A 22,604-nucleotide genomic window follows, 5' to 3' on the forward strand; every position below is an offset into this window, starting at 1 on the left:
GGCAATGACGCTGCAGTAGCCTCAACCCTCGCATCGTTTTGGTGAGCGGATTTCTTTTGCCTGAATAGAGGTGAAGGAAATGGAGAGTGAATCTGTGACGACGCCCTTCGGGCGGCGGCCGATGTCGCTTGCCCTGCTGCTGAAACAGCGGCGCGGCGAAGCAATCGCGGCCGGAACGACGCGCAACAAGTGGAAATTGTTCAGATCGGTCTGCGAAGCGCGGGCAGGGCTCCACGTGACCGACCGGGCGCTCACCGTGCTCGATGCGCTGCTGAGCTTTTATCCCGAGGACGAGCTCTCCAGCGAAAAGGGGCTGGTGGTCTTTCCCTCGAACGCTCAGCTTTCGCTCCGGGCACGCGGCATGGCCGCCGCAACGCTGCGCCGGCATCTCGCGGTGCTGGTCGAGGCCGGCCTGATCTCCCGCAAGGACAGCCCGAACGGCAAGCGCTATGTCCGCCGCGGCAGGGCAGGCGGGATCGACGAGGCCTATGGTTTCAGTCTCGCCCCGCTTCTGGCCCGCGCCTCGGAGATCGAGGCGATGGCGGCCGGACTCGCCGCCGACCGGCATATGCTGCGGGCAATGAAGGAGCGGTTGACGATCTGCCGGCGCGATATCGCCAAGCTGCTCGCCGCGGCCGTCGAGGAGGCCGTTCCCGGCGAGTGGGAGCGGATCTCTTCGCTGTTTCACGCGCTGCTGCAGCGCAACCCGAAGGCGGCAACGCTCGACAATCTGCCACCTGTCCTCGAAAAGCTGGAGATGCTCCGCCTCACCATCATCAACACATTGGAATCGCGTGAGAAAGTACAAATGGCGAGCACCAATGAATCCCAGTTTGAGCGCCACATACAGAATTCGAATCCCGAATCCCTATCTGAATCTGAACTCGGCCTGGAGACGGGGCAGGAGGCGAGGCCGGACGATCAGCCGAGAGCAGAGCTGAAAAACCATCAGCAGGGCAGGCGAGGGGACGGCGGGCAGGGGTTGCAGGCCGTATCCCGGACGCATGCCAGGAGATTGAACTCCTTCCCGCTCGGCAAGGTGCTGCAGGCCTGCCCCGATATCATCGATTACGGTCCAGGCGGGGCCATCGGCAGCTGGCGGGATCTCATGGTGGCGGCGGTCACCGTGCGCGCGATGCTGCGCGTCAGCCCGCCGGCCTATGTGGAAGCCTGTTCGGTGATGGGGCCGGAAAATGCCGCCACCATCATGGCCTGCATCCTGCAAAGGGGAGGGTGCATCAACTCCGCCGGCGGCTATCTAAGGGATCTCACGCGACGCGCCGGACGCGGTGAATTCGCGCTCGGCCCGATGCTGATGGCGCTCTTGCGGGCGAAGGATCCGCCAATCGACATTGCTAGCTGACGGTGCTCTTTCTGCCGCGCAGAAGGGCGGCGCGGATCTGTTCGTTCTTGCTCGGGACGGGAGAGGGAGCCGGCGCCGGTTCGGGCGCCTCGGCCTTGACGCTCTGCTTGAGGCTCAGGAAGCGTTTCTGCGCGACCAGCCGATCTTCCACCGACAAAGGCTCGACCGGCTGGCCGTCGATGTTGTGGCGCATGGAATCGGGCTGGGCGCTGGCGAAATAATAACGCCGGCAATGGACATAGGCAGCAGTCGCGCGCCGGAGCGTCGTCACGCCGGCATCGGGCTTCAAGAGCGGGCGCAGCTCGTTGAACAGGCCGACGGCGAAGGGGAGGACCGGATCGCCTGGCTTGGCCGGAAGCACGCCGACCGGCCGGATCAACATGCTGTTGATCGCGTTGGCCTTCTGCACGTCGAGCTCGGTCGCCGCAATCGGCCCGCGGCTGATCTTCCAGGGTGTTTCCATGCGTTCTCCATAACTGCCGACTGTGATGGTATCTTGACGGACGGTGCCAATAGCGCCACTGCTCGCACATGGCTAGTCCCGCAGCACGCTGCCATTTCCCCGCTGATATGGCCCGGCCCTATCGAAGTGCCATTCTATATAATCGTTTTTATTGCGGAATGTGCATTGACCTCTCGCATCGATTACACTTCTTATCCGCGCCCAAGAAGAGTGACCGGCCGGGAGGATACATGCGGGTTTTCTCGAGCATTGACGAGCTGCGCCACACGCTCGACGCGCTGAAGCGGCAAGGGCGCACCATCGGACTCGTGCCGACGATGGGTTATCTCCATGCCGGTCATATGCAGCTTGTCGCGCGTGCCCGCGCCGAGAACGACATCGTCGTCGTCTCGATTTTCGTCAATCCACTGCAGTTTGGCCCGGCGGAAGATCTCAGCAAATATCCGCGCGATCTGGAGCGCGATTCAGCCATGCTGAAACAGGCCGGCGTCAATTTCCTTTTTTCGCCCGGTGTCGAGGACATGTATCCCCGCCCGATGCAGACCGTCGTCGATCTTCCCGATCTCGGCGGCGAGCTGGAAGGCGCGGTGCGACCCGGGCATTTCGCCGGCGTGGCGACTGTCGTCTGCAAGCTTTTCAACATCGTGCAGCCGCAGACCGCTTACTTCGGAGAAAAGGACTACCAGCAGGTCGTCATCATCAAGCGGATGGTGGACGATCTCGCCCTGCCAGTGCGTGTCATTGCCGTGCCGACCGTAAGGGACGGCGACGGGCTCGCCCTGTCGTCACGCAATGTCTATCTCAGCGAGGCGGAGCGGCGGGCCGCGGTGATCATCCCTCAGACCCTCGACGAGGCGGAGCGTCTCGTCGCCGGCGGCGTTGCGGATCCCGGCGAACTCGAGGCGAAGCTGACGGCGTTTCTCAATCGCGAACCGCTGGCAAAGCCCGAGGTCGTTGCGGTCAGGGACGCCTCGACGCTGCAGCCGGTCACCTCGATCACGGCGCCGGTTGTCGTGGCGCTCTTCGTACGGGTCGGGTCGACGCGGCTCCTCGACAACAGGGTCGTCGGGAACGACAGAATTGTTGGCGAGCGAGGCTTGCCGGGAAAGGGAGTGAGCAGATGAGTGCGGTCGGATCCCAGAAGCGTTTTACCCCAGCCCGCATCTCAGCCATGAAGGGCGGCAAACCGATTGTCTGCCTGACCGCCTACACCACGCCGATGGCGCGGCTGCTCGATGAGCATTGCGACTTGCTGCTGGTCGGGGATTCGCTCGGCATGGTGCTCTACGGCATGGAGACCACCATCGGCGTCACGCTCGATATGATGATCGCCCACGGCAAGGCTGTGATGCGCGGCGTCGCCAGGGCCTGCGTCGTTGTCGACATGCCGTTCGGCAGTTACCAGGAATCAAAGGAGATTGCCTTCCGCAATGCCGTGCGCCTCCTGCAGGAAACCGGCTGCGACGCCGTCAAGCTGGAAGGCGGCGAGGAGATGGCCGAGACCATCGCCTTTCTAACGAAGCGCGGGATCCCGGTCATGGGGCATATCGGGCTAATGCCGCAGCAGGTTCAAACTGCCGGCGGCTATCGTTCCGTAGGGCACTCCGAACACGAGACCTCGAAGATCCGGCGCGACGCCCATGCCATCGGCGGCTCGGGCGCCTTTGCCGTTGTCGTCGAGGGCACGGTCGAGCCGCTCGCCCGCGAGGTGAGCGCAGGCATCCACATACCCACCATCGGCATCGGCGCCTCTTCCGCCTGCGACGGCCAGATCCTGGTATCGGACGACATTCTGGGCCTCTTCAACGATTTCAAGCCGCGTTTCGTCAAGCGCTACGATGAACTCGGCAAGAGGGTCGCAGACGCCGCCGCCGCCTATGCCGACGAGGTGCGCACGCGAAAGTTCCCGGCAGCCGAACATACGTTCAAACGCCGCTCGTAAGGCGAGGGCGCCCGCGCTTCAAACGCGCGGGATATCCACAATCAGAGCCGGTTGTACGGTTCGTGTCGGATACATTGCGGCTCACGCAGTTATCGCGAAAGCTGCCGCCCCACCGGCATGTTTCTCGCGCATCGTCTCCGCCGAGCGGCGCACCGCCTCGGCGACCTCCTGCAGCTGCTTGGCCATCGGCGTGGAGTTGCGCCAGACCATGCCGATGGTTCGCGATGGCCGGGGTGACGGGAAGCGGGAGATCGAGACGCGGGCCGAGCGCGTTTCGACGGGAACGGCCATCTCCGGAATCAGGGTGACGCCAATGCCGGCGCCGACCATCTGGACGAGGGTGGAGAGCGAGCTGCCTTCCATGATTTCCCGCGGGCGGGCGGGCCCGACCTTGCAGAATGACAGGGCCTGGTCGCGGAAGCAGTGGCCCTCTTCGAGCAGCAGCAGCCGCATTTCGCGCAACGCCTCGCGTTCGGGCACCGGTTTGCCGCCGTCCTCGTGCCGCCTGACCAGCACGAACTCTTCCTTGAACAGCTCGAGTTCGGTCAGCGAGGGTTCCGACACCGGCAACGCGACGATCGCCATATCCAGCTGGCCCTGCGCCAGTTCCTGAACCAGCTTGGCCGTCTGCGTCTCGCGCACCTCGATCTGAATCCCCGCGAAGCTTTTGTTGAGATCGTTTATAATCGCCGGCAGCAGATAGGGTGCGATCGTCGGGATGATGCCAATGCGCAGGCGCGTCAGGAAGCTGTCGCGGGAGGCGCGGGCAAACTCGCCGAGCTCGTCCACGGCGCGCAGGATATCGCGGACGCGCAGCGCAAAGGTCTGGCCGAAGGGGGTGAGCTTCACCTCACGGGCGCTGCGCTCGAAGAGTTCGCTGCCCAACTCCTGCTCAAGTTCTTTGATCTGCATGGAGAGCGCCGGCTGGGAGATGGCGCAGGTATCGGCGGCACGGCGAAAGCGACCATCCCTTGCCAGGGCTTCAAAATAACGTAGCTGTTTCAGGGTAAGATTTTTCATAAGCTCAGCTTATCGCAGCAATCAGTAAATCCAACTTAAAATTATTGAACGCTTCCGATATGAAGACTGCAAGGGAGAGAGTGGGGCGCCAGCTCGGCTCATCTTTTTGAACCGCAGACAGATCAAGCAATGAAGGAGACGATCATGGACAACCCCACTGACACCGCAGGCAAATGTCCTGTGGCCCATGGCAATACGCCGCGCGGCCGAGCCAATCGTGACTGGTGGCCGGGCCAGCTGAACGTGCAGATTCTTCATCACAATTCCGGCCGCGCCGATCCGATGGGCAAGGATTTCGACTATGCCGAAGAGTTCAAGAAGCTCGATCTCGACGCGCTGAAGAAGGATCTTCACGCGTTGATGACCGATTCGCAGGATTGGTGGCCGGCCGACTTCGGCCATTACGGCGGCCTGTTCATCCGCATGGCCTGGCACAGCGCCGGCACCTATCGCATCACCGACGGCCGCGGCGGCGCCGGGCAGGGTCAGCAGCGTTTTGCGCCGCTGAACAGCTGGCCGGACAATGCCAACCTCGACAAAGCCCGCCGTCTGCTCTGGCCGATCAAGCAGAAATACGGCAACAGCATCTCCTGGGCCGACCTTCTGATCCTCACCGGCAACGTCGCGCTCGAATCCATGGGCTTCAAGACCTTCGGCTTCGCCGGCGGCCGCGCCGACGTCTGGGAGCCGGAAGAACTCTACTGGGGTCCTGAAGGTACCTGGCTCGGCGACGAGCGCTATAGCGGCGAACGCCAGCTGGCCGAACCGCTTGGCGCCGTGCAGATGGGCCTCATCTACGTCAACCCGGAAGGCCCGAACGGCAATCCTGACCCGGTCGCTGCAGCGCGCGACATTCGCGAAACCTTCGCCCGCATGGCGATGAACGACGAGGAAACCGTAGCACTGATCGCCGGCGGTCATACCTTCGGCAAGACGCATGGCGCCGGCGATCCGTCCTTCATCGGCGCCGAGCCGGAAGGCGGCGCGATCGAGGACCAGGGCCTCGGCTGGAAGAGCTCGTTCGGCACCGGCGTCGGCAAGGACGCCATTACCGCCGGTCTCGAAGTCACCTGGTCGCAGACGCCGACCAAGTGGAGCAATTACTTCTTCGAAAACCTCTTTGCCTACGAGTGGGAGCTGACGAAGAGCCCGGCCGGCGCGCATCAGTGGCGGGCGAAGAACGCCGAAGCCTCCATTCCGGATGCCTATGACGGCGCGAAGAAGCATGTTCCGACGATGCTGACCACCGATCTTTCGCTCCGCTTCGACCCGATCTACGAAAAGATCTCGCGCCGCTTCCTGGAGAATCCCGATCAGTTCGCCGACGCTTTCGCCCGCGCCTGGTTCAAGCTGACCCACCGCGACATGGGCCCGAAGGTGCGTTACCTCGGCCCCGAGGTTCCGGCCGAAGACCTGATCTGGCAGGACGTGATCCCGGCCGTCGACCATCCGCTCGTCGATGACAAGGATATTGCCCAGCTGAAGGCCAAGGTTCTCGCCACCGGCCTTTCTGTGCAGGAGCTGGTTTCGACCGCCTGGGCCTCGGCCTCGACCTTCCGCGGCTCCGATAAGCGCGGCGGCGCCAATGGCGCCCGCATCCGCCTTGCTCCGCAGAAGGACTGGGAGGCCAACCAGCCGGCCCAGCTCGCCAAGGTGCTCGGCGTCCTCGAAGGCCTCCAGAAAGACTTCAACGCCGCCCAGACCGGCGGCAAGAAGGTCTCGCTCGCCGACCTGATCGTGCTTGCCGGTGCTGCCGGCGTCGAAAAGGCTGCTGCAGCCGGCGGCACCGCCGTCAGCGTGCCGTTCACGCCGGGCCGCATGGATGCTTCCGAAGCCCAGACGGACGCGCATTCCTTCGCAGCGCTCGAGCCGCGCATCGACGGCTTCCGCAACTATGTGAACGGCCAGCGCCTACAGTTCATGAAGCCGGAAGAAGCCCTCGTCGACCGCGCCCAGCTGCTGACGCTGACCGGTCCCGAGATGACCGTCCTCGTCGGCGGCCTGCGCGTGCTGAAAGCAGGCAACCCCGAGCACGGCGTCTTCACCTCCCGTCCCGAGACGCTGACGAACGACTTCTTCGTCAACCTGCTCGACATGGCCACACAGTGGGTTCCCGCCGGCAAGGAAGGCGTCTATGAAGGCCGCGACCGCCAGACGGGTGCGGCCAGGTGGACCGGCACTCGCGTCGACCTGATCTTCGGCTCGCACTCGCAGTTGCGCGCCTTCGCCGAAGTCTACGGCCAGGCCGACGCCAAGGAGAAGTTCGTCAAGGACTTCGTCGCCGCCTGGAACAAGGTGATGAACGCCGACCGCTTCGACCTCGTCTGATCGGTTCCACAAATTTTGCCCGGGCGCAGTTTCGGCTGCGCCCGGGTTTTTTACGCGAGACTCCTGGGTCGCTGCGACCGCCCGGCCTTTCAATTCTCCAGACGCCTGATGGTTGATCGGGCGCAGGGCACTGCCAACGAAGCCATTCTTTCCTGAGTCGTTTCCGCGCTCCGGCCTGCCCCATCAGTCCTCGGCGCTCAGACCGTCCCTGCCAAGACGCAGCAGCAGCGCTCTGCTGAAAGACGGGCCGGCGGAGACCCTGCTCGAGGCAAAGAGGCGGGCGCGCTGATTGAACCTCGAGATGTCGCGGAAGCCGTGGTCTTTATGCTGACCCGGCCGCGCAACGTGACCATGCGCGACGTCGTGATCCTGCCGAGCTCCTTTGATATCTGACACGAGGCCGTATGTCCGGAGAGGGCACGCCCCTCTCCGGATAGGCTGATTGCGTGGGAAGCCGAGCCGGCTTCCAGCGCTTTCATCAGACCGTCCAATCCTCGACGTCCAGGCCATCCACGCGCCGGAACTCGCCGACATTGTTCGTGATGAGAATGAGATCACGGGTCTTCGCCTGGGCAGCGATCAGCACATCGTAGGGACCGATCGGCGTTCCCTTTGCCGCCAATGCAGCGCGGATCTCTCCTGATGCCAGCGCATCCTCGCGCTCGAAACCGACGGCGGGGAAATCCGCCATGAACAGGCGCAGGGTTTCGAGATTGTAGGAGATTTTCGCGCTCTTATAGGCGAAGTAATAGAGCTCATGCATGACGATCGTCGAAAGCCCGATCGATCCTTCGTCGCTGTCGACCACGCGCTTCAGCAGCGCGCCGGACTTTCTGCCGATCAGCGCGATTACCGCATTGGTGTCGATAAGATGCGTGATCACTTGAAGAGGTCCTGAAGATCCGGCCTCTCCTGATCCTCCGGCTGCTCCCGTCCTTGCGCCAGAAAATCGTCACTCAGGCCGCGTTCGAGAGCGCTCCTCAGCGACGCCCAGCGCGTGCCGGGATCGGCGCGCGGCCGCAGAATGACCGCATCTCCTTCACGCGTCACCTCCACCTGGTCGACATCGAAGCGGAATTCCTTCGGCAGCCGGACGGCCTGCGAATTGCCGGATTGAAAGACGCGCGCATATTGCGGCATGGAGAGGTCTCCGCGATTTTGTATATACTTCATAGTATATACGCGATCGACGGCGTTCGCGCAAGAATCTCTGCGGTTTCCGCTAACGCGGCACAACCCCGAAAGGCGATAGCGACAGCAGATCGGGATCTTTCGTCAACGTCGCCTTCGCCACCTCGGCATGGGCCATGCTGTAGCCGTAGGACAGGACGCGGACGCCGTCGATCATGAAGAACTGCGCCTGATCAAGGCCGGGCCGCAGCGTGCCCGTCACAGTGACGGTTTCGTAGATTTTTTCAAGGTGCAAAGGTTCTTGCGGAACGATGCGCACCAGCTGGTTGGGCGGCGGAGAGGGCATGTGGCTGCAGGCTCCGGCCCAGGGCACCAGCATGAATTCATAGACGAGATCGCCTTCCTGATCGATCGGCAGGACGAAGCCCGTCAATTCGACCGGATGGCCCTCGTCACGCCAGACGAGCGTTTCCCCCTGCGGGCCGCTGACCGTTTTTGGCGACAGCGGAACTGTCGCCCTGGCCTGATCGGCCGGCCGCAAGGTGCTCCAGAAAATCGGCTGCGCCGCAGCGAGGTCGGACACCGGCCATGCCGAGCCGATCGTGAGCACCGCGAACATCAAAAATCTGTGCTTCATCATGGCATCTCCCCGGGCGGCCGCTTTGCCGGCTCGCCGCTGCCCAAGATGCTACCCGATCCCGCCTGGCTGTCAAAGCTCCTGATAAGGTGTCGCGTGTCGGTATTATTCGGCCATCCTTGGCCTTGTGCCGAGCGCCCGCCCATAGCGAACGAGGCCAGCAATCAAGAGATCCCGTGTGGGGTGAACACGGGATCTCCCTGCCGGATCGGTCGGACCTTTACTTCTCCGGCATCATCGAGGAGCCGGCACGTCCCAGGATCGATTGATCGCCCTCCGCTCAACCTCCGAAAGCGCGGCGATTTCAGGTCAGGGATTGACCCAGCGGCAATCGGAGAGGGCGCCGGCTTCGTCATAACAGAACAGGGCGCGTTGATTGTCCTGCTGCCGCAACTGGAACCAATCCAGCGTCCAAGCCCGGAAGATCAAGACGCCGAAGCGTGCCTTTGCCTCTGCCTCATCCGCAGGCTCCGCCGTGTCGATCGTTTCGAAGACGCGTTCCTCCCCGGGCGGGCCGCCCGTATAGGTCATCCTTGTCCGCGCGGGCAGCTTGTCCCATGCGGCGTCTGCCGCTCCGCTTCCCGGCCCATGAAGCTCGACCTTTCCCTGAAGCCGAAGCTGCAGCCGGCTTTCGGCGCTGAAGCTGAGGACCGTGACATGAGGATTTGCGAAAAGCTCACGCCATTTCGGGCTCAGCGTATCCGTATGAAACTCGAGACGCCGCGCCGATTTGTCGGCGCCCCGCAGCACGACCATGCGCGCCTGCGGCCTCGTCTCGGCATCGACGGAGCAGAGGTTGAGATAGCGGAAACCCGACTGCGGATCCGCCGCAGCCATTTCGAGCTCCGCCCATGCCGAGGCGTCGATATCGGTCAGATCCACCGGTGGCCCCCGCTCAGACGGAACGGGCGATGCCGCCGTCGACGCGGATGTTCTGGCCGGTGATATAGCCCGCTCCCTCGGACAGGAGGAAGGCGATGGTCGCCGCGATCTCCTCGCTGGTGCCGTAGCGGTGCATCGGAACGCTGTCGCGCCGCTCGTCGGTGGCGGGCAGGCTGTCGATCCAGCCGGGCAGGACGTTGTTCAGGCGGATGTTCTTGGCCGCATAGCTATCCGCGAAGATCTTGGTGAAGCTCGCCAGCCCCGCCCGGAAGACGGCCGAGGTCGGGAACATCGGCGAGGGTTCGAAAGCCCATGCCGTCGAAATATTGACGATGGCGCCGCCGCCCTGGCTTTCCATGATCGGCGCCACCAGCCGGATCGGGCGCACCGCGCTCAGGAAATAGACCTCCATGCCCTTGTGCCAATCCTCGTCTGAGATGTCGAGGATCGGCGCGCGCGGGCCGTGGCCGGCGGAATTGACCAGCGCGTCGATGCGCCCCCATCGCTCCATCGAGAGATCGACGAGCCGCTTCACGTCGTCGTTGGACTGGTTGGAGCCGGTGACGCCGACTCCGCCGAGTTCCTTTGCCAGCGCCTCGCCTTTGCCGGAGGAGGAGAGCACGGCCACGTGATAGCCGTCCGCGGCCAGTTTACGCGCGGCCGCGGCGCCCATGCCGGATCCGCCTGCGGTGATGAGAGCGACTTTTCCTTCAGACATAGAAACCTCCGACAGCTGAATTTGCGGCGCATTATGGCAGATGTAATCCTCAGTTTCGCGCGAGAAAGAAACATGCGAGACTGTAGAAAATCTACTGGAAGGCCCCGATGATACAATCCCGCCGCGCGCTGCCGCCTTTGAATGCCCTGCGCGCCTTCGAAGCCTCGGGCCGCAGGCTGAACTTCCGCGCCGCCGCCGAGGAGCTCGGCGTCACGCAGGGCGCGGTCGCCCAGCAGGTTCGCGCGCTGGAAGATCAGCTCGGGCTCAGGCTGTTCCAGCGCCAGCCTCGCGGCCTTGCGCTGACTGCGCAGGGTGCGTCCTATCTCTCCGACGTCACCCGCGCCTTCGATATGCTTGGCGAGGCGACCGGACGGCTTTTCGCGCGGCCGGAAACCGTGACGATCAGCGTCACCCCCACCGTCGCCGCCAAGCTTTTGATCCCGCGCCTCGGCGAGTTCTACAGCGCCCTTCCCGATGTGGATCTGCGGACGGTCGCCACCGAGACGCTGGCGGATTTCGACCGCGACCAGGTGGATATCGCCGTGCGCCTGACCGGCCAGGCTTTTCCGGCGACGTTGGAGGCGAAGCTGCTGTTCCGCCAGGAACTGGTGGCGGTCGCAAGCCCGCATCTGGTGAAGGGCCTTACCCTCCCGTTGAGCGGGGAAGAACTTTGCAAGCTGCCGCTTCTGCATGACTCGCATGATCGCTGGGGACGTTCCTCGGAATCCGCGAGAAGCTGCCCGGCGTGGCCTTCAACCATACGACGCTGGCGCTCGACGCCGCACTTGCCGGCCAGGGCGTCGTGCTCGCCTGCCGGGCCTTCGTGATGGCCGATCTCGAAGCCGGGCGGTTGGTACAAGTGACGGATGTAACGGCGTCCGTCGGCGCCGATTACTTCCTCGTCCGCAAACGCTTGTCATCGCCGCGAAACGCCGTGGACGCGGTATGGGACTGGTGCGCGGCGCAGCTGTCGCTCGTCTGACTGCCGGATGACCAAGGGCTGAGGTCAACCCGGCCCCATCAGGCGAGCAGCACCTTGCCGCCAGTCCGGAAAGGAAGGGCGGCTTGCAGCGCCTCGCCGATCCTTTCCAGTGGAAACACCTCCCGCACCTCGGTTGCGATCACCTTCGCGGCGATCTGCGCCGCCACCTCGCAATAGGCGCGCTGGACATTGTCCATCGTTTCGGAATGAACCCATTCCCGGAGGTGGCAAAAGGAAAAGGTGATATTGGGATGGGAGGACCAGAAGGAATTCGGGATGCTCTGGCCAGAAAGCAGGCCGTAATGCACGAAATGGCCACCCGGCTTGAGCGCATCCGCAAGCACCGAGGCGCGCGGGCCGCCGATGCAGTCGAGCACGGCGTCGAGCCCATGCCGGCCGGCGAGGCCGGCTGCCAGATCGCTGTCCTCCCTGTCGATGATAACCGTCTCGAGCCGGCCGCGCAGGCGCTGGCGGGATTTCTCGCTGCGGACGATCGCCACCGGCTCGACGCCAGTAGCATTTGCGAGGCTGATCAGGATCGATCCGATCGAAGAGGCGGCAGCATTGACGGCGATGCGCATGCCCGGTCTCAGCCCGATCTTCCCATGCAGCATCAGCCAGGCGGTCATCGGGTTGACGTAGCTGGTCGCCGCCTCGAAATCGGAGAGCGCGTCGGGCACGCGCAGGCACCAGTTGGGATCGGTGTCCTTGAATTCCTGCCACCCGCCGGCGCTGCGCACCGGCAGCACGCGCGTCCCCCGCTTCAACCCATAGACCGCTTCGCCGCAGGCTTCGACCACGCCGCAGGCTTCGAAGCCCGGAATGAAGGGCAGGGTCGTGCGCCCGGCATAGGCGCCTGATATGGTGATGATATCGGAGGGGTTGATCGAGCGGGCGAGCAGCCGTACCCGCACCTGGTCGTGCCGCAGCGCCGGCAGCGGCGTCCGCTCGATCCCGGCGACCTCCGGGGCCGGGCCGAATTTTCGCACGACCGCCTGATATTGCATTTGCATCCCCCACATACTCGCGGTTAGAACAGCCCACCAATTTTGGGTGATCGAATGAGCGTTGACGACAGGCCTTTAGCATCGTTCCGGGTCTCGATGCGAGACATCGACATCTATGGCCATGTCCACAATTCGGTCTACCTCGACTATTGCGAGGATGCCGTCGTCGAGTTTCTGCGCCACCGCGAGATCCTCGGCCATTTCCGCCACACCACCTCAGGTGTCGCCTATCACGTCAAGAAAGCGGAGATTACCTTTCACAACCCGATCGACGTCGACGATGTCGTCGAGGCGAAGGTCGCCGTCGAGAAGATCGGGCGCACCAGCCTCGCCTTTGCAATCGAACTCTTTCGCCGGCGCGACGGCGCCCATTGCGCAACGGCCGGCCTTGTCTGGGTCTGCGTCGGCCTCTCCGACAACCGCCCGACGCCGATCCCCGAGGCGACCAGAGCCGCCTTGTCGCAGGGCTGATCCATGCCGATCCATGCAGAGCTTCTGCGACACGCCACAGAGAGACCAGACAAGCCGGCGGTGGTGATCGACGGCGACGCGCTCACCTATGGCGAACTTCATGCGCGCTCGCGGGCGATCTATCGCTTTTTCCAAGAGCTTCCCGTCACGAACCGCCGCACGATCGATCTGCCCGGCGTCCAGAAGCTCGTTGCGCTCAGCCTCGGCAATCATCTCGGCTTCGCCGAATATTTCGTCGCCGCCACCGCCTTGCCGGATGCCTGCGCCGTCATCGATCCGATGATGCCGGCGGAAAGGATCGAGCGCATCCTGGAGCGCCTTGCGCCCGACGTGCTTGTCGTCGACGGCGAGGCGAGCCCCAGTGCGGAGATCGGCCGCCGGCTCGGCATATCGGTCGTCATCGCCGGAGCCGAGCCCTTCGATCTCACCGCACCGGGCGAGGACCTGCCGGATGCCGAAGGCATCTTCCTGATCGGCTTCACCTCAGGCACCACAGCCGAGCCGAAAGCCTATTACCGCTCGCGCGAACAGTGGCGCCGGAGCCTCGACCGGGGGCGTCTGGTCTTCGACCTCCAGAACGCGCCCTCGACCCTCTGTCCCGGCGCTCTGGCGCATGGCATGGCGCTTTACGCCCTGGTGGAAGCCCTCGATGCCGGCGCGACGTTTCATTCGGTGCGGAGGTGGGATGCCGGCGCGGTCGCACGCACCCTCGGCTCAGAAGAGATCGAACGGCTGGTCGCCGTGCCGACCCATATAGCCGGGATTGCCCGGGCATGGGCAGGCGAGCCCGCGCTCGACTCCCTGCGCGACGTGCTGACCGCCGGCGCCAAGCTGAACCTCAACGAGGTCGAATCCATGCGCCGCCTCTTTCCCAAGGCTCGCGTCCGGGAATATTACGGCGCTTCCGAGATCGGCTTCATGACGGTCTCGACGCTTGCCGGCGGCGAGACCGATTTTCCGATCGACCGAGTGGGGCAAGCCTATCCCGGCGTTGAGATTTCCATCCGCGACCCTGAAGAAAACGATGTCGGCATCGACGTGCCGGGCACCATCTTCGTCAACAGCGACCTGATCGCCGACGGCTATCTCTGGGGCGACGACGGCCAGGCGTTCCGGGTGACACCGGCCGGCGCCACCGTCGGCGATCTCGGGGAGATCGACGCCAACGGCATGCTGCAGGTGATCGGCCGGGCGGGCGGCATGATGATTTCGGGCGGCAACAACGTCTATCCCGCCGAAGTCGAGAGCGCGCTGAAGACCTGCCCCGGCGTCGAGGAAGCCGTCGTCTTCGGGCTGCCGGATGACTATTACGGCCAGAGGATCGTCGCCGTCGTCTCCGGCGAGGCGATCGACGCGCAAATCTTGGCCGAGCATTGCGCGGGCAAGCTTGCAAGGTTCAAGATCCCCAGGCAATTCTACCAGATCGGCGCCTGGCCGATGACGAGCAGCGGCAAGATCGCGCGCGGCCAGGTGCAGGCATCGGTCATTTCGGGAGACGGCCTTGTCCTACGCCTATCAGCCTGACGAGGATTGGCAGCCGGTCGTGGTCGCCGCCTACCGAACGCCGATCGTCCGGGCCTTCGGCTCGCTTGCGACGGTCGCCACCGACGACCTGCTCGCGCCGGTCATCCGACGCATCCTTGCCGAGACGGGCATCGCGCCCGAGGCCATAGACGACGTGCTGGTCGGCAATGCCGCCGGCGGCGGCGGCAACATTGCCCGCCTCGCCGCCCTTTCCGCCGGCCTGCCGATCGCCGTTCCCGGCGTCGCCATCGACCGGCAATGCGGCTCCGGCCTCGAAGCGATCCTCATGGCTGCCCGGCTGATCCAGGCAAAGGCCGGTTCCTGTTTTCTGGCCGGCGGCGTCGAGAGCGTCAGCACCGCGCCATGGCGGGTGGAAAGGCCGAAAGCCAATGGCGCCCTGCCGCGCTTCTACGGCCGCGCCCGGTTTTCCCCCGATGCAATCGGCGATCCCGAGATGGGTGTCGCCGCCGAAAACGTCGCCCGCGAATTTGCCATCACGCGCCAGAGGCAGGATGAATTCGCCCTGCGCAGCCACCGGCTCGCCGTCAAGGCAGCCCAAGCCGGCCTCTTCCGGCCGGAAATCGTCGAGATTTCCACCGGCCAGGGGTTGGTGGAAAGGGACGAATGCCCGCGCCCCACGACATCGATGCAAGCGCTGGCAAACCTCAAGCCCGTCTTCCTGGCCGATGGCTCGGTGACGGCAGGCAATGCCTGCCCGCTCAATGACGGCGCCTGCCTGGTGCTCGTCATCAGCCGCGGAATGGCCAGACGTCTCGGCATCGAAAAAGGCCTCGCCTTCATCGACAGCGCGGCGGCCGGCGTCGACCCCAACCTGCTCGGCATCGGCCCGGTCGCCTCGACCAAAAAGCTGCTGCAGCGCCAGCCCGACCTCTCGCTTTCCGGGATCGGCGCCATCGAATTCAACGAGGCTTTCGCCGCCCAGGTTCTGGCATCGCTCGATCAGCTCGAAATCCCAGCGGATACGGTCAACCGGGAAGGCGGCGCTATTGCCCTCGGCCATCCCTTCGGCGCATCCGGCGCGATCCTCGTGACCCGTCTCTACAGCCAGTTGGTCCGCAGCGGCACTCCCGGCGCCACCGGTCTAGCGATGATCGGCATCGGCGGTGGCATCGGGCTGACGGCGCTTTTCGAGGTGGTCCGGCTTTCGTGATTAGGTGACGGGCATCCGAGTGAGATCACGGGACGAATTGTTTTCCGCTTACCCTTAAGCCAATAAACGACATCATAGCGTCCATTTCACTGGGAATGGTCCGCCTGTCGCTCAAGCGGATAACAAACCCAACTCCTCTTTCGTCATGCTCGGGCTCGTCCCGAGCATCTGCCTTCGGTCGATAGGGCAGCAGATCCTCGGCACAAGGCGAGGATGACGGCGAGTCGAGAACCAGGTTCGACGACAAGTGAGCCGGCGAAGCTTATCACACAGCGCGGTCTGGTGCTTATCCCGTGAGACGCGCGCGTTTTTGACGCCGGCGGCTGATGCCGGCGGCGGCCAAATCCTCCATATCCGCAAAAAGTTTCGACGCAAGACCAGCCGCCCTACTGCCTTCGCATAGGGTGACAGCGACGCAGGGAGAATGGTTCGCGGCCGCGATCCGGCGCATTCTCCTGCGCATCGGTGGCGACCGCCCGCGGCCGGGAGTTTCGCGCGGTGAGGACCCGTACCGATGAAGTCGCCTGCCTCGTCGAGGAGGCGATATCGGCAGCCATCTTCCAGTCAACAAAGGAAAACCTCGCAGAGGAGAAGGAGACTACCCATGAAGATCGTCATTATCGGCGGCACCGGCCTGATCGGCTCGAAGACCGTGGAGAGACTGCGCAAGAAGGGGCATGAGGTGCTGGCCGCCTCGCCGAATACAGGCGTCGACACGATTACCGGAAAGGGCGTGGCCGAAGCGCTGGCAGGCGCTCAAGTGGTGCTCGACCTTGCGAACTCGCCCTCCTTCGAGGACAAGGCCGTTCTCGAATTCTTCCAGACCTCGGGCCGCAACCTGCTGGAGGCAGGGGCTGCCGCCGGCGTGAAGCATCACATCGCGCTTTCGATCGTCGGCATGGAGCGCCTGCAGGGCAGCGGCTACATGCGCGCCAAGATGGCGCAGGAAGAGTTGATCAAGGGCTCCGGTATTCCCTATACGATCGTGCATTCCACCCAGTTCCACGAATTCATGGCTGGCATCGCCCAGTCGAACACGCTCGGCCAGACCGTGCATCTGTCGCCGGCCTATCTGCAGCCGATCGCTTCGGACGACGTCGCCGATGTCATGGCCGACGTGGCGCTTGCCGCACCCGTCAATGGCACGCTCGACATCGGCGGGCCTGAGAAGATCCGCCTCACCGAGATCGTGACGCGCCTCTTCAAGGCGACGAACGACCCGCGCCAGGTGGTGACCGATCCGCACGCCCGCTATTTCGGCGTCGAACTCGAGGACGATTCGCTCGTGGCCGGCGCCAATGCGCGGCTCGGCCGGATTCGCTTCGAAGACTGGCTGCGCCAGCAGCCGCCCCAGAAAAAAAGCGCCTGACAGCAAGGCCGCGCCCTATGAACTGAGGAGACCAGATATGTTCAGGAAAATGACCTCGGCAACGACCTTCGCCCTTGTGCTTGCCGCCGCCACCCAGCTTCACGCTGGAGGCGAGAAAGCGAAGGTAAGCGTCGTTTTCGACCAGAAGCTTCCCAATGTTCCCGGCAAAAGCATGAAGGGCGTGCTGGTGGAATATCAGCCCGGCGGCACGTCGCCCGGCCATACGCATCCGGATTCGGCCTTCATCTACGCCACCGTTCTCGAAGGTTCGATCCGCAGCGCGGTGAACGACGGCCCGACAAAGACCTATAAAGCAGGAGAAAGCTTCGCCGAATTCCCCGGCGATCACCACAGCGTCAGCGCCAACGCCAGCGCGACCGAGCCGGCAAAACTGCTTGCGGTCTTCGTGCTGGATACGAACGAGACGGAACTGACGATCGACGATAAATGACGTCACGCCCGATGCCCGGCGCCGCCGGGCATCGGTTGCGCTGCCGAGTCAAACCGCCTGCAGCGCCAGTTCCAGGTCGGCGATAAGATCATCCGGATGCTCGATGCCGATCGACAGGCGGATCGTCGATTCCAGCACGCCGATGCGCTCACGTACATCCGCCGGCACCCCCGAATGCGTCATGGTCGCGGGGTGGCTCGCGAGCGACTCCGTGCCGCCGAGGCTGACGGCGAGCTTGAAGACCTGCAGCGCATTCAGGAATTTGAACGAGGCCGGCTGGCCGCCGCGGATATCGAAGGAGAAGGTCGAGCCGGCGCCGCTGCATTGCGCGGCGAAGGTGCGGCCGGACGGCGATTCCGCATCGTGGTAGGGGAGATAGTGGACCGTCTCGACCTTCGGGTGATCGCGCAGGAAATCGGCGACCGCGCGGGCATTGCTGTTTGCCCGCTCCATGCGCAGCTGCAATGTTTCCAGCGAACGGCCGAGCATCCAGCACGAATGCGGATCGAGCTGGGTGCCGATCGCGCCGCGCAGCGCCTTGACCTGCCTGACGACGGCCTTACGGCCGAGAACGGCGCCGGCGATGAGGTCGGAATGACCGCCGACATATTTTGTCAGTGAATAGAGCGAGATGTCGGCGCCGTGCTCGATCGGCCGCTGGAACACCGGCCCGAGTAGGGTGTTGTCGCAGACGATGATCGGCGTATGCCCCTGCTTTGCGCCGATCGCATCGGCAACGCGCCGGATCATCGCGACATCGACCAGGCTGTTGGTCGGATTGGCGGGCGTCTCGATCAGAACGACGGAGACGCGGCCCTTGGCCACCGCCTCGTCGGCCGCCTTCTGCACCGAATTTTCGCTGACACCATCGGCAAAGCCGACCGCGGCGACGCCGAAATTGAGGAAGGTCTTTGCCAGCAAGGTTTCCGTGCCGCCGTAAAGCGGCTGCGAATGCAGGATCGCATCGCCCGGCCGGACGAAGGCGAACAAGGTCGTGGCGATCGCCGCCATCCCTGAGGAAAACAGCGCGCCACTCTCCGTCTTCTCATAGACGGCGAGCCTGTCCTCGACGATCTCGCTGTTGGGATGATTGAAGCGCGAATAGACGAGGCCTGCCCCTTTGCCCGCCGGCGGCTCGCGCCGGCCCGAGACATAATCGAAGAAGTCCCGGCCATCCTCGGCAGAATTGAAGACGAAGGTGGAGGTCAGGAATACCGGCGGCTTGACCGCCCCTTCCGATAACTCGGGGTCGTAGCCGTAGTTCAGCATCTGCGTTTCGGGATGCAGTGCATGGTTACCGATATGCGTTTTGGAAGGATGCGGGGCCGTCATGATCGTCTCCTCTGTCGAACCTGCCGAAGCATAAAATACATCAAAACCGCATCGAAGCAGCGGGCATCAATGCCGCTCCTTAACGATCAGCTCACGGTCTCGCCCAAAGTGTCCGCCACATAGGCCCCGCGCGCGCCCATCGGCAGCGGCTGCCCCGTCGTCGTGTCCTTGGCCGTCTGATGCTCGAGCTCGGCGTTCAGTTCCGCACCGACGATGAGGATGACGACGGAAAGCCAGATCCAGATGAGGAAGCCGATCAACGCACCGAGCGTGCCGTATGTCGCGTTATAGTTGGCGAAATGCTCGAGGTAGAACGAGAAGCCGAGCGACATGACGGCCCAGGCAAGCGTCGTCAGAGCTGCGCCCCATGTCATCCACCGCACTCTGGCAGGCTCGCGGCTGGGGCCGAAGCGATAGACCAGCATGACCGCAACCACCACCACCAGCAGCAGCAGCGGCCATCTGAGAAGGAGCGCCATTTGCTCCTTGAACTGGTCGAGCCACAGAAAGGAGAGCACAAGCGGCATCACGCCGACGAGGGCAACCATGAGGACGGCGAAGACTATTGCGCATAAGGTGAAGCAGAAGCCGATCAGATTCAGTCTCACGAGGCTCCGTTTCTCATCCTCCTCATAGGCCACGTTCATCGCATCGAAGATCGCGAGCGTGCCGTTATGTGTGCTCCACAGCGCGATGGCGAGACCCACGAAGAAGGTGATTCCGAGCGTGCTCTCACGTCGCTCGATGAGCGCCTTCAGCTGGTCGGCGAGAAGATCGAAGGCCCCCGGCGGCAGGAGGACGACCAGTTCACGAAGATGTTCGGATATGGTGACCGGATCGGCAACCAGTCCATAGAGGGAAACGAGCGCCGCCAGCGCCGGAAATATCGCCAGCAGCAAATAGAAGGTCACGCCGGCGGCAATGAGCGTGACCCGGTCGTTCAGGATCTCGTGGAAGACCCGCCAGAACACGTCACGAAGACCGCTGAGCGGAATGGCCTCCGGCGTCGCCGCGCTACGCCCATGATCGTCGCCGCCCCAGGCGGCATCGCTGGACAGGGCAACAGCACCGCGCTGCCTTGCCTGGAGGACAACAAACGCGCCGATCGCCGCGGCCATCACCGTCGCCGCGATCGAGAATCTCTTGAGGCGGAACGCATCTGCCATTACCCTATCCTCCGATTTGCTGGTGGATAACGCCGATTGCCGCTAAAGGATGCAAGCCTTTGCTTTCCTGCGGAAATTCCTGGGGCAGGGGAGGGCTGACGCCCTAAAAAGACCAGACCCATTAGGGTTTGGCAAATTATAAGCCGCTGATTTTGTTGAAATCCTGCCGCATTACGGAAACAAAACCGGACTTTGGTTTCGTTACTGCTGTGTTTGGGTTATATCAACAGGAGCCAGAGTGTGGCGCCCTCAGGTCCTGAGAGGAGGAATTATGCCTCCGAAAACGCGGCCTGAGGCTGAATTCCGACAGGCGAAAAAGTCCCTAGACACATCAATAGCGCCGCCGGCGACGGCCAGCAATAGCCGCTCCTGTTATCCACGACATTCGGCTCCTCGAGCGGCGGGATGTGGCCTGCCGGACCGATACAGGAGAGGATCAGGCAGGAAATCCTTATTCCGGGAGGCCGGCCTTGCGCAACGCCGACGCCAGCCCTTTCATGAGCTGCGGCCGCACGACATCCATTCGCACGAAACCACCGATCGTCCAGTCCGGGGCAAGCTTCAGCAATCGCGCGGCGGCCGCTCGCGCAGCCTCCAAACGATCGAGATTGGCGTAGCTTGCCACCAGGCTAGCGTGGAGAATGCTGAAGCCCGGACTCACCTGAACGCCCAAGGCCGAGTATTTCACGGCATCCTCGAACCGCCCGGTAAACAGGCTGACCCATGCCAATGCGAGATAGGAATGATAGTTCATCGGATCGAGCGGACTGAGCCGAAGGGCCTTGAATGCGTGATCTCGGGACCGGTCATAGGTCTCGTTGAACATATGCACCATCGCACTCAGTCCGTAGGCGAGCGACGAATTGCTGTCCAGCATAAGCCCTGTCGAGTGCGTTGATCGAGCGCTCGTAGTCATGGGTGATCGTGGCATGAACGAAGGCTCCGAGGCAGAGCGCCTGCGGATCGTCCGAGCCGGTGGCGAGCGCCGCATCGGCGTGGCTGAGCGCCGCGGCTCTGTCTCTGGGATCGAAGCCGCCGCGCAGGAAGCGCTGCTCGTATCCCCAGGCGGCATAACCGTGCGCGGCGGCATAGTTGGGATCAAGACGCAAAGCTTCGGCCAGTAGCCGCAATGCTTCGTTGGTGTCCGCGGGGGTATTGGCATAGCTGTGCGGCAATGCGCGAAGAAAAAAGTCATAAGCGTCCAGACTGTCAGGCCGCTTGCGGCGCGCCCGCTCTATCTCCGCACGCCTGATTGTCGGTTCGAGCGTCCCGACGATGCGCTCGGTCAACTGATCCTGCAAATCGAAAATGTCTTCGGCCGCACCTTCGAACTTGTCGGCCCAGATATAGGTGGCGCTCTTCCCCTCGATCAATTGCGCGCTGATGCGCACACGGCTTGCCGCCCGCCTGATGCTGCCTTCCAGCACGTAGCGGACGCCCAGTTCTCTGGCGATCTGCCTGACGTCGGTCGCCCCGTTTTTGTAGGCGAAGGTGGAATTTCGGGCGATGACGAACAGGCTCGGAATCTTCGAGAGATTGGTGATGACATCCTCGACCAGCCCATCGGCAAAATACTCCTGCTCGGGATCACCGCTCATGTTCGCAAAGGCCAGCACGGCTATCGACGGCTTGTTCGGCAGAGTAGGCGGCCTGGACAGCCGCTCTTTCGGGGAGGTCCCTTCCTGCACGAGGCGGTGAACCGCGATCGGTTCGGCGATGTTTTTGACCTGCTGCTCACCCATCGCCTCAAACCCGAAGGCTAGCGTCTTTTCGACCTCACGCGCGACTTTGCCGGAGATGCAGACACCGCCAGGATCGGCGAGCTGCTGCAAACGCGCCGACACGTTGACGCCATCGCCATAACAGTCCTCGCCATCGACGATGATTTCGCCGAGATTGAGCCCTATTCTCAATTCGAGCCGCTCGTTCTCCTTCACCTCGGCGTTGCGCCCTTTGAGCGCGCCCTGCAGCGACACCGCGCATTCGACGGCATCCACGACGCTGCCGAACTCGGCGAGCAACCCGTCGCCCATGAGCTTGAAGATGCGGCCGCGCCGCTTCGCGATTTCCGGCTCGATTAGTTCTTTTCGAATCCCGACGAGACGCTCGAACGTCCCGGTCTCGTCACGCTCCATCAGCGCCGAATATCCGACGACGTCAGCCGCAAGGATGGCCGCAAGCTTCCTCTCCATGTGCCCCTCACAAGACGCCGTGCCAAACGTTAGCACATAAACAAGTGGCGACCTATAGACCACTACATCGACCTCCGGCGCGCCGACTTATGATGGCACAGCGAACCGAAACGTTGATCGGCGGCAGCGGTTGCACGAGACGGAGGGGCGCTGACCATCCGGTTGTCCGCGGACAACAAGGACTGGGATGGCAGTTTGCCGGAGCAAAAGGGCCTGCCTATTGTGGCGGCAGCGGGATAGTTGTCCGCGGACAACGCAGCACCGAACCGGCTGACATAGTCGCGCCCATGGAGCGCCTTGCGCCTGCGCAGTGTTGACGCAACCCCCAGGCTTGAATTCGCCGTATTGCCTCACTACCTCGTAACGAACCGACGCGCCATACCCCTCCTAGGCTGCGTCGGCCCGATGGACAGCACTCCTCCTCCCATGCTGTCGATCACTATTGAAGCCCGGCG

21 protein-coding genes and 2 pseudogenes are annotated in these 22,604 nt (G+C 63.4%); 11 read left to right on the forward strand and 12 right to left on the reverse strand.

All coding sequences use genetic code 11. The features are described from left to right. The first annotated feature begins 79 nt into the window (after nucleotides 1-79). Nucleotides 80-1,363: a plasmid replication protein RepC gene (gene repC, locus A7X77_RS17680; RefSeq protein WP_064684146.1), complete on the forward strand. Its 1,284-nt coding sequence runs from the start codon at nucleotides 80-82 to the stop codon at nucleotides 1,361-1,363. On the opposite strand, the gene A7X77_RS17685 is transcribed toward repC, so the two are convergent. Further along, nucleotides 1,356-1,826 carry a ProQ/FINO family protein gene (locus tag A7X77_RS17685; RefSeq protein ID WP_064684147.1) on the reverse strand — a complete coding sequence of 157 codons (471 nt, stop codon included), beginning with the start codon at nucleotides 1,824-1,826 and terminating at the stop codon, nucleotides 1,356-1,358. The two genes, repC and A7X77_RS17685, sit on opposite strands and share 8 nt — an antisense overlap. 230 nt (nucleotides 1,827-2,056) lie before the next feature. On the opposite strand from A7X77_RS17685, the gene panC reads away from it, so the two are divergent. Then, the gene (gene panC, locus A7X77_RS17690) at nucleotides 2,057-2,950 is read left to right on the forward strand and encodes a pantoate--beta-alanine ligase (protein WP_064684148.1); all 894 of its coding nucleotides are present in this window, start codon (nucleotides 2,057-2,059) and stop codon (nucleotides 2,948-2,950) included. Next, the gene (panB, locus tag A7X77_RS17695; RefSeq protein ID WP_064684149.1) at nucleotides 2,947-3,768 is read left to right on the forward strand and encodes a 3-methyl-2-oxobutanoate hydroxymethyltransferase; all 822 of its coding nucleotides are present in this window, start codon (nucleotides 2,947-2,949) and stop codon (nucleotides 3,766-3,768) included. The genes panC and panB overlap by 4 nt, the downstream gene beginning before the upstream one ends. Nucleotides 3,769-3,849: 81 nt before the next feature. On the opposite strand, the gene A7X77_RS17700 is transcribed toward panB, so the two are convergent. Then, nucleotides 3,850-4,788, reverse strand: coding sequence for a hydrogen peroxide-inducible genes activator (locus A7X77_RS17700; protein WP_064684150.1), 939 nt, complete (start codon nucleotides 4,786-4,788; stop codon nucleotides 3,850-3,852). A gap of 144 nt (nucleotides 4,789-4,932) precedes the next feature. Between A7X77_RS17700 and katG the strand changes: the two genes are divergently transcribed. Both katG and A7X77_RS34015 read left to right on the forward strand, forming a co-directional pair. After that, complete coding sequence (gene katG / locus A7X77_RS17705; protein WP_064684239.1) at nucleotides 4,933-7,116, forward strand: catalase/peroxidase HPI; 2,184 nt, start codon at nucleotides 4,933-4,935, stop codon at nucleotides 7,114-7,116. Between the two features lie 226 nt (nucleotides 7,117-7,342). Continuing rightward, nucleotides 7,343-7,509: pseudogene (locus tag A7X77_RS34015) on the forward strand (glucose dehydrogenase); the annotation flags it as partial. An 85-nt stretch (nucleotides 7,510-7,594) separates the two neighbouring features. Here A7X77_RS34015 and A7X77_RS17715 read toward each other — a convergent pair. From A7X77_RS17715 to A7X77_RS17735, 5 genes are all read right to left on the reverse strand, one after another. After that, nucleotides 7,595-7,999 carry a type II toxin-antitoxin system VapC family toxin gene (locus A7X77_RS17715; RefSeq protein ID WP_064684152.1) on the reverse strand — a complete coding sequence of 135 codons (405 nt, stop codon included), beginning with the start codon at nucleotides 7,997-7,999 and terminating at the stop codon, nucleotides 7,595-7,597. Then, on the reverse strand, nucleotides 7,996-8,256 hold the full coding sequence (locus A7X77_RS17720; protein WP_064684153.1) for an AbrB/MazE/SpoVT family DNA-binding domain-containing protein: 261 nt from the start codon (nucleotides 8,254-8,256) through the stop codon (nucleotides 7,996-7,998). The genes A7X77_RS17715 and A7X77_RS17720 overlap by 4 nt, the downstream gene beginning before the upstream one ends. Nucleotides 8,257-8,338: 82 nt before the next feature. Then, the gene (locus A7X77_RS17725; RefSeq protein WP_064684154.1) at nucleotides 8,339-8,887 is read right to left on the reverse strand and encodes a DUF3299 domain-containing protein; all 549 of its coding nucleotides are present in this window, start codon (nucleotides 8,885-8,887) and stop codon (nucleotides 8,339-8,341) included. Nucleotides 8,888-9,193: 306 nt separating this feature from the next. Continuing rightward, nucleotides 9,194-9,766: a pyridoxamine 5'-phosphate oxidase family protein gene (locus A7X77_RS17730; RefSeq protein WP_064684155.1), complete on the reverse strand. Its 573-nt coding sequence runs from the start codon at nucleotides 9,764-9,766 to the stop codon at nucleotides 9,194-9,196. A gap of 13 nt (nucleotides 9,767-9,779) precedes the next feature. Further along, nucleotides 9,780-10,484, reverse strand: coding sequence for an SDR family oxidoreductase (locus tag A7X77_RS17735; RefSeq protein ID WP_064684156.1), 705 nt, complete (start codon nucleotides 10,482-10,484; stop codon nucleotides 9,780-9,782). Between the two features lie 107 nt (nucleotides 10,485-10,591). Between A7X77_RS17735 and A7X77_RS17740 the strand changes: the two are divergent. Next, nucleotides 10,592-11,466 (forward strand): annotated as a pseudogene (locus tag A7X77_RS17740) (LysR substrate-binding domain-containing protein). 38 nt (nucleotides 11,467-11,504) lie between these two features. Here A7X77_RS17740 and A7X77_RS17745 read toward each other — a convergent pair. Then, nucleotides 11,505-12,473 carry a zinc-dependent alcohol dehydrogenase family protein gene (locus A7X77_RS17745; protein WP_064684157.1) on the reverse strand — a complete coding sequence of 323 codons (969 nt, stop codon included), beginning with the start codon at nucleotides 12,471-12,473 and terminating at the stop codon, nucleotides 11,505-11,507. A gap of 54 nt (nucleotides 12,474-12,527) precedes the next feature. On the opposite strand from A7X77_RS17745, the gene A7X77_RS17750 reads away from it, so the two are divergent. From A7X77_RS17750 to A7X77_RS17770, 5 genes are all read left to right on the forward strand, one after another. After that, entirely contained in the window at nucleotides 12,528-12,944 is a 417-nt protein-coding gene (locus A7X77_RS17750) for an acyl-CoA thioesterase (RefSeq protein ID WP_064684158.1), read from the forward strand. A gap of 3 nt (nucleotides 12,945-12,947) precedes the next feature. After that, a complete protein-coding gene (locus tag A7X77_RS17755) occupies nucleotides 12,948-14,468 on the forward strand; it encodes a class I adenylate-forming enzyme family protein (RefSeq protein WP_064684159.1) in 1,521 nt (506 codons plus the stop codon). After that, complete coding sequence (locus A7X77_RS17760; protein WP_064684160.1) at nucleotides 14,446-15,639, forward strand: thiolase family protein; 1,194 nt, start codon at nucleotides 14,446-14,448, stop codon at nucleotides 15,637-15,639. Before A7X77_RS17755 ends, A7X77_RS17760 begins: the two co-directional genes overlap by 23 nt. A 604-nt stretch (nucleotides 15,640-16,243) precedes the next feature. Beyond that, on the forward strand, nucleotides 16,244-17,008 hold the full coding sequence (locus A7X77_RS17765; protein ID WP_064684161.1) for an SDR family oxidoreductase: 765 nt from the start codon (nucleotides 16,244-16,246) through the stop codon (nucleotides 17,006-17,008). A gap of 37 nt (nucleotides 17,009-17,045) precedes the next feature. Beyond that, nucleotides 17,046-17,459, forward strand: a complete 414-nt coding sequence (locus A7X77_RS17770; protein WP_064684162.1) for a cupin domain-containing protein — start codon at nucleotides 17,046-17,048, stop codon at nucleotides 17,457-17,459. 48 nt (nucleotides 17,460-17,507) lie between these two features. On the opposite strand, the gene A7X77_RS17775 is transcribed toward A7X77_RS17770, so the two are convergent. The 4 genes from A7X77_RS17775 to A7X77_RS17790 form a co-directional block, all read right to left on the reverse strand. Beyond that, nucleotides 17,508-18,791, reverse strand: coding sequence for a cystathionine gamma-synthase family protein (locus tag A7X77_RS17775; RefSeq protein ID WP_064684163.1), 1,284 nt, complete (start codon nucleotides 18,789-18,791; stop codon nucleotides 17,508-17,510). 86 nt (nucleotides 18,792-18,877) lie between these two features. Further along, a complete protein-coding gene (locus A7X77_RS17780) occupies nucleotides 18,878-19,957 on the reverse strand; it encodes a YihY/virulence factor BrkB family protein (RefSeq protein ID WP_064684164.1) in 1,080 nt (359 codons plus the stop codon). Nucleotides 19,958-20,408: 451 nt separating this feature from the next. Continuing rightward, a complete protein-coding gene (locus A7X77_RS17785) occupies nucleotides 20,409-20,783 on the reverse strand; it encodes a hypothetical protein (protein WP_064684165.1) in 375 nt (124 codons plus the stop codon). After that, nucleotides 20,764-22,149, reverse strand: coding sequence for an adenylate/guanylate cyclase domain-containing protein (locus tag A7X77_RS17790; protein WP_064684166.1), 1,386 nt, complete (start codon nucleotides 22,147-22,149; stop codon nucleotides 20,764-20,766). Before A7X77_RS17790 ends, A7X77_RS17785 begins: the two co-directional genes overlap by 20 nt. Nucleotides 22,150-22,604 lie beyond the last annotated feature (455 nt).

This window comes from Rhizobium bangladeshense, assembly GCF_001662075.1.
Taxonomy (GTDB): domain Bacteria; phylum Pseudomonadota; class Alphaproteobacteria; order Rhizobiales; family Rhizobiaceae; genus Rhizobium; species Rhizobium bangladeshense_B.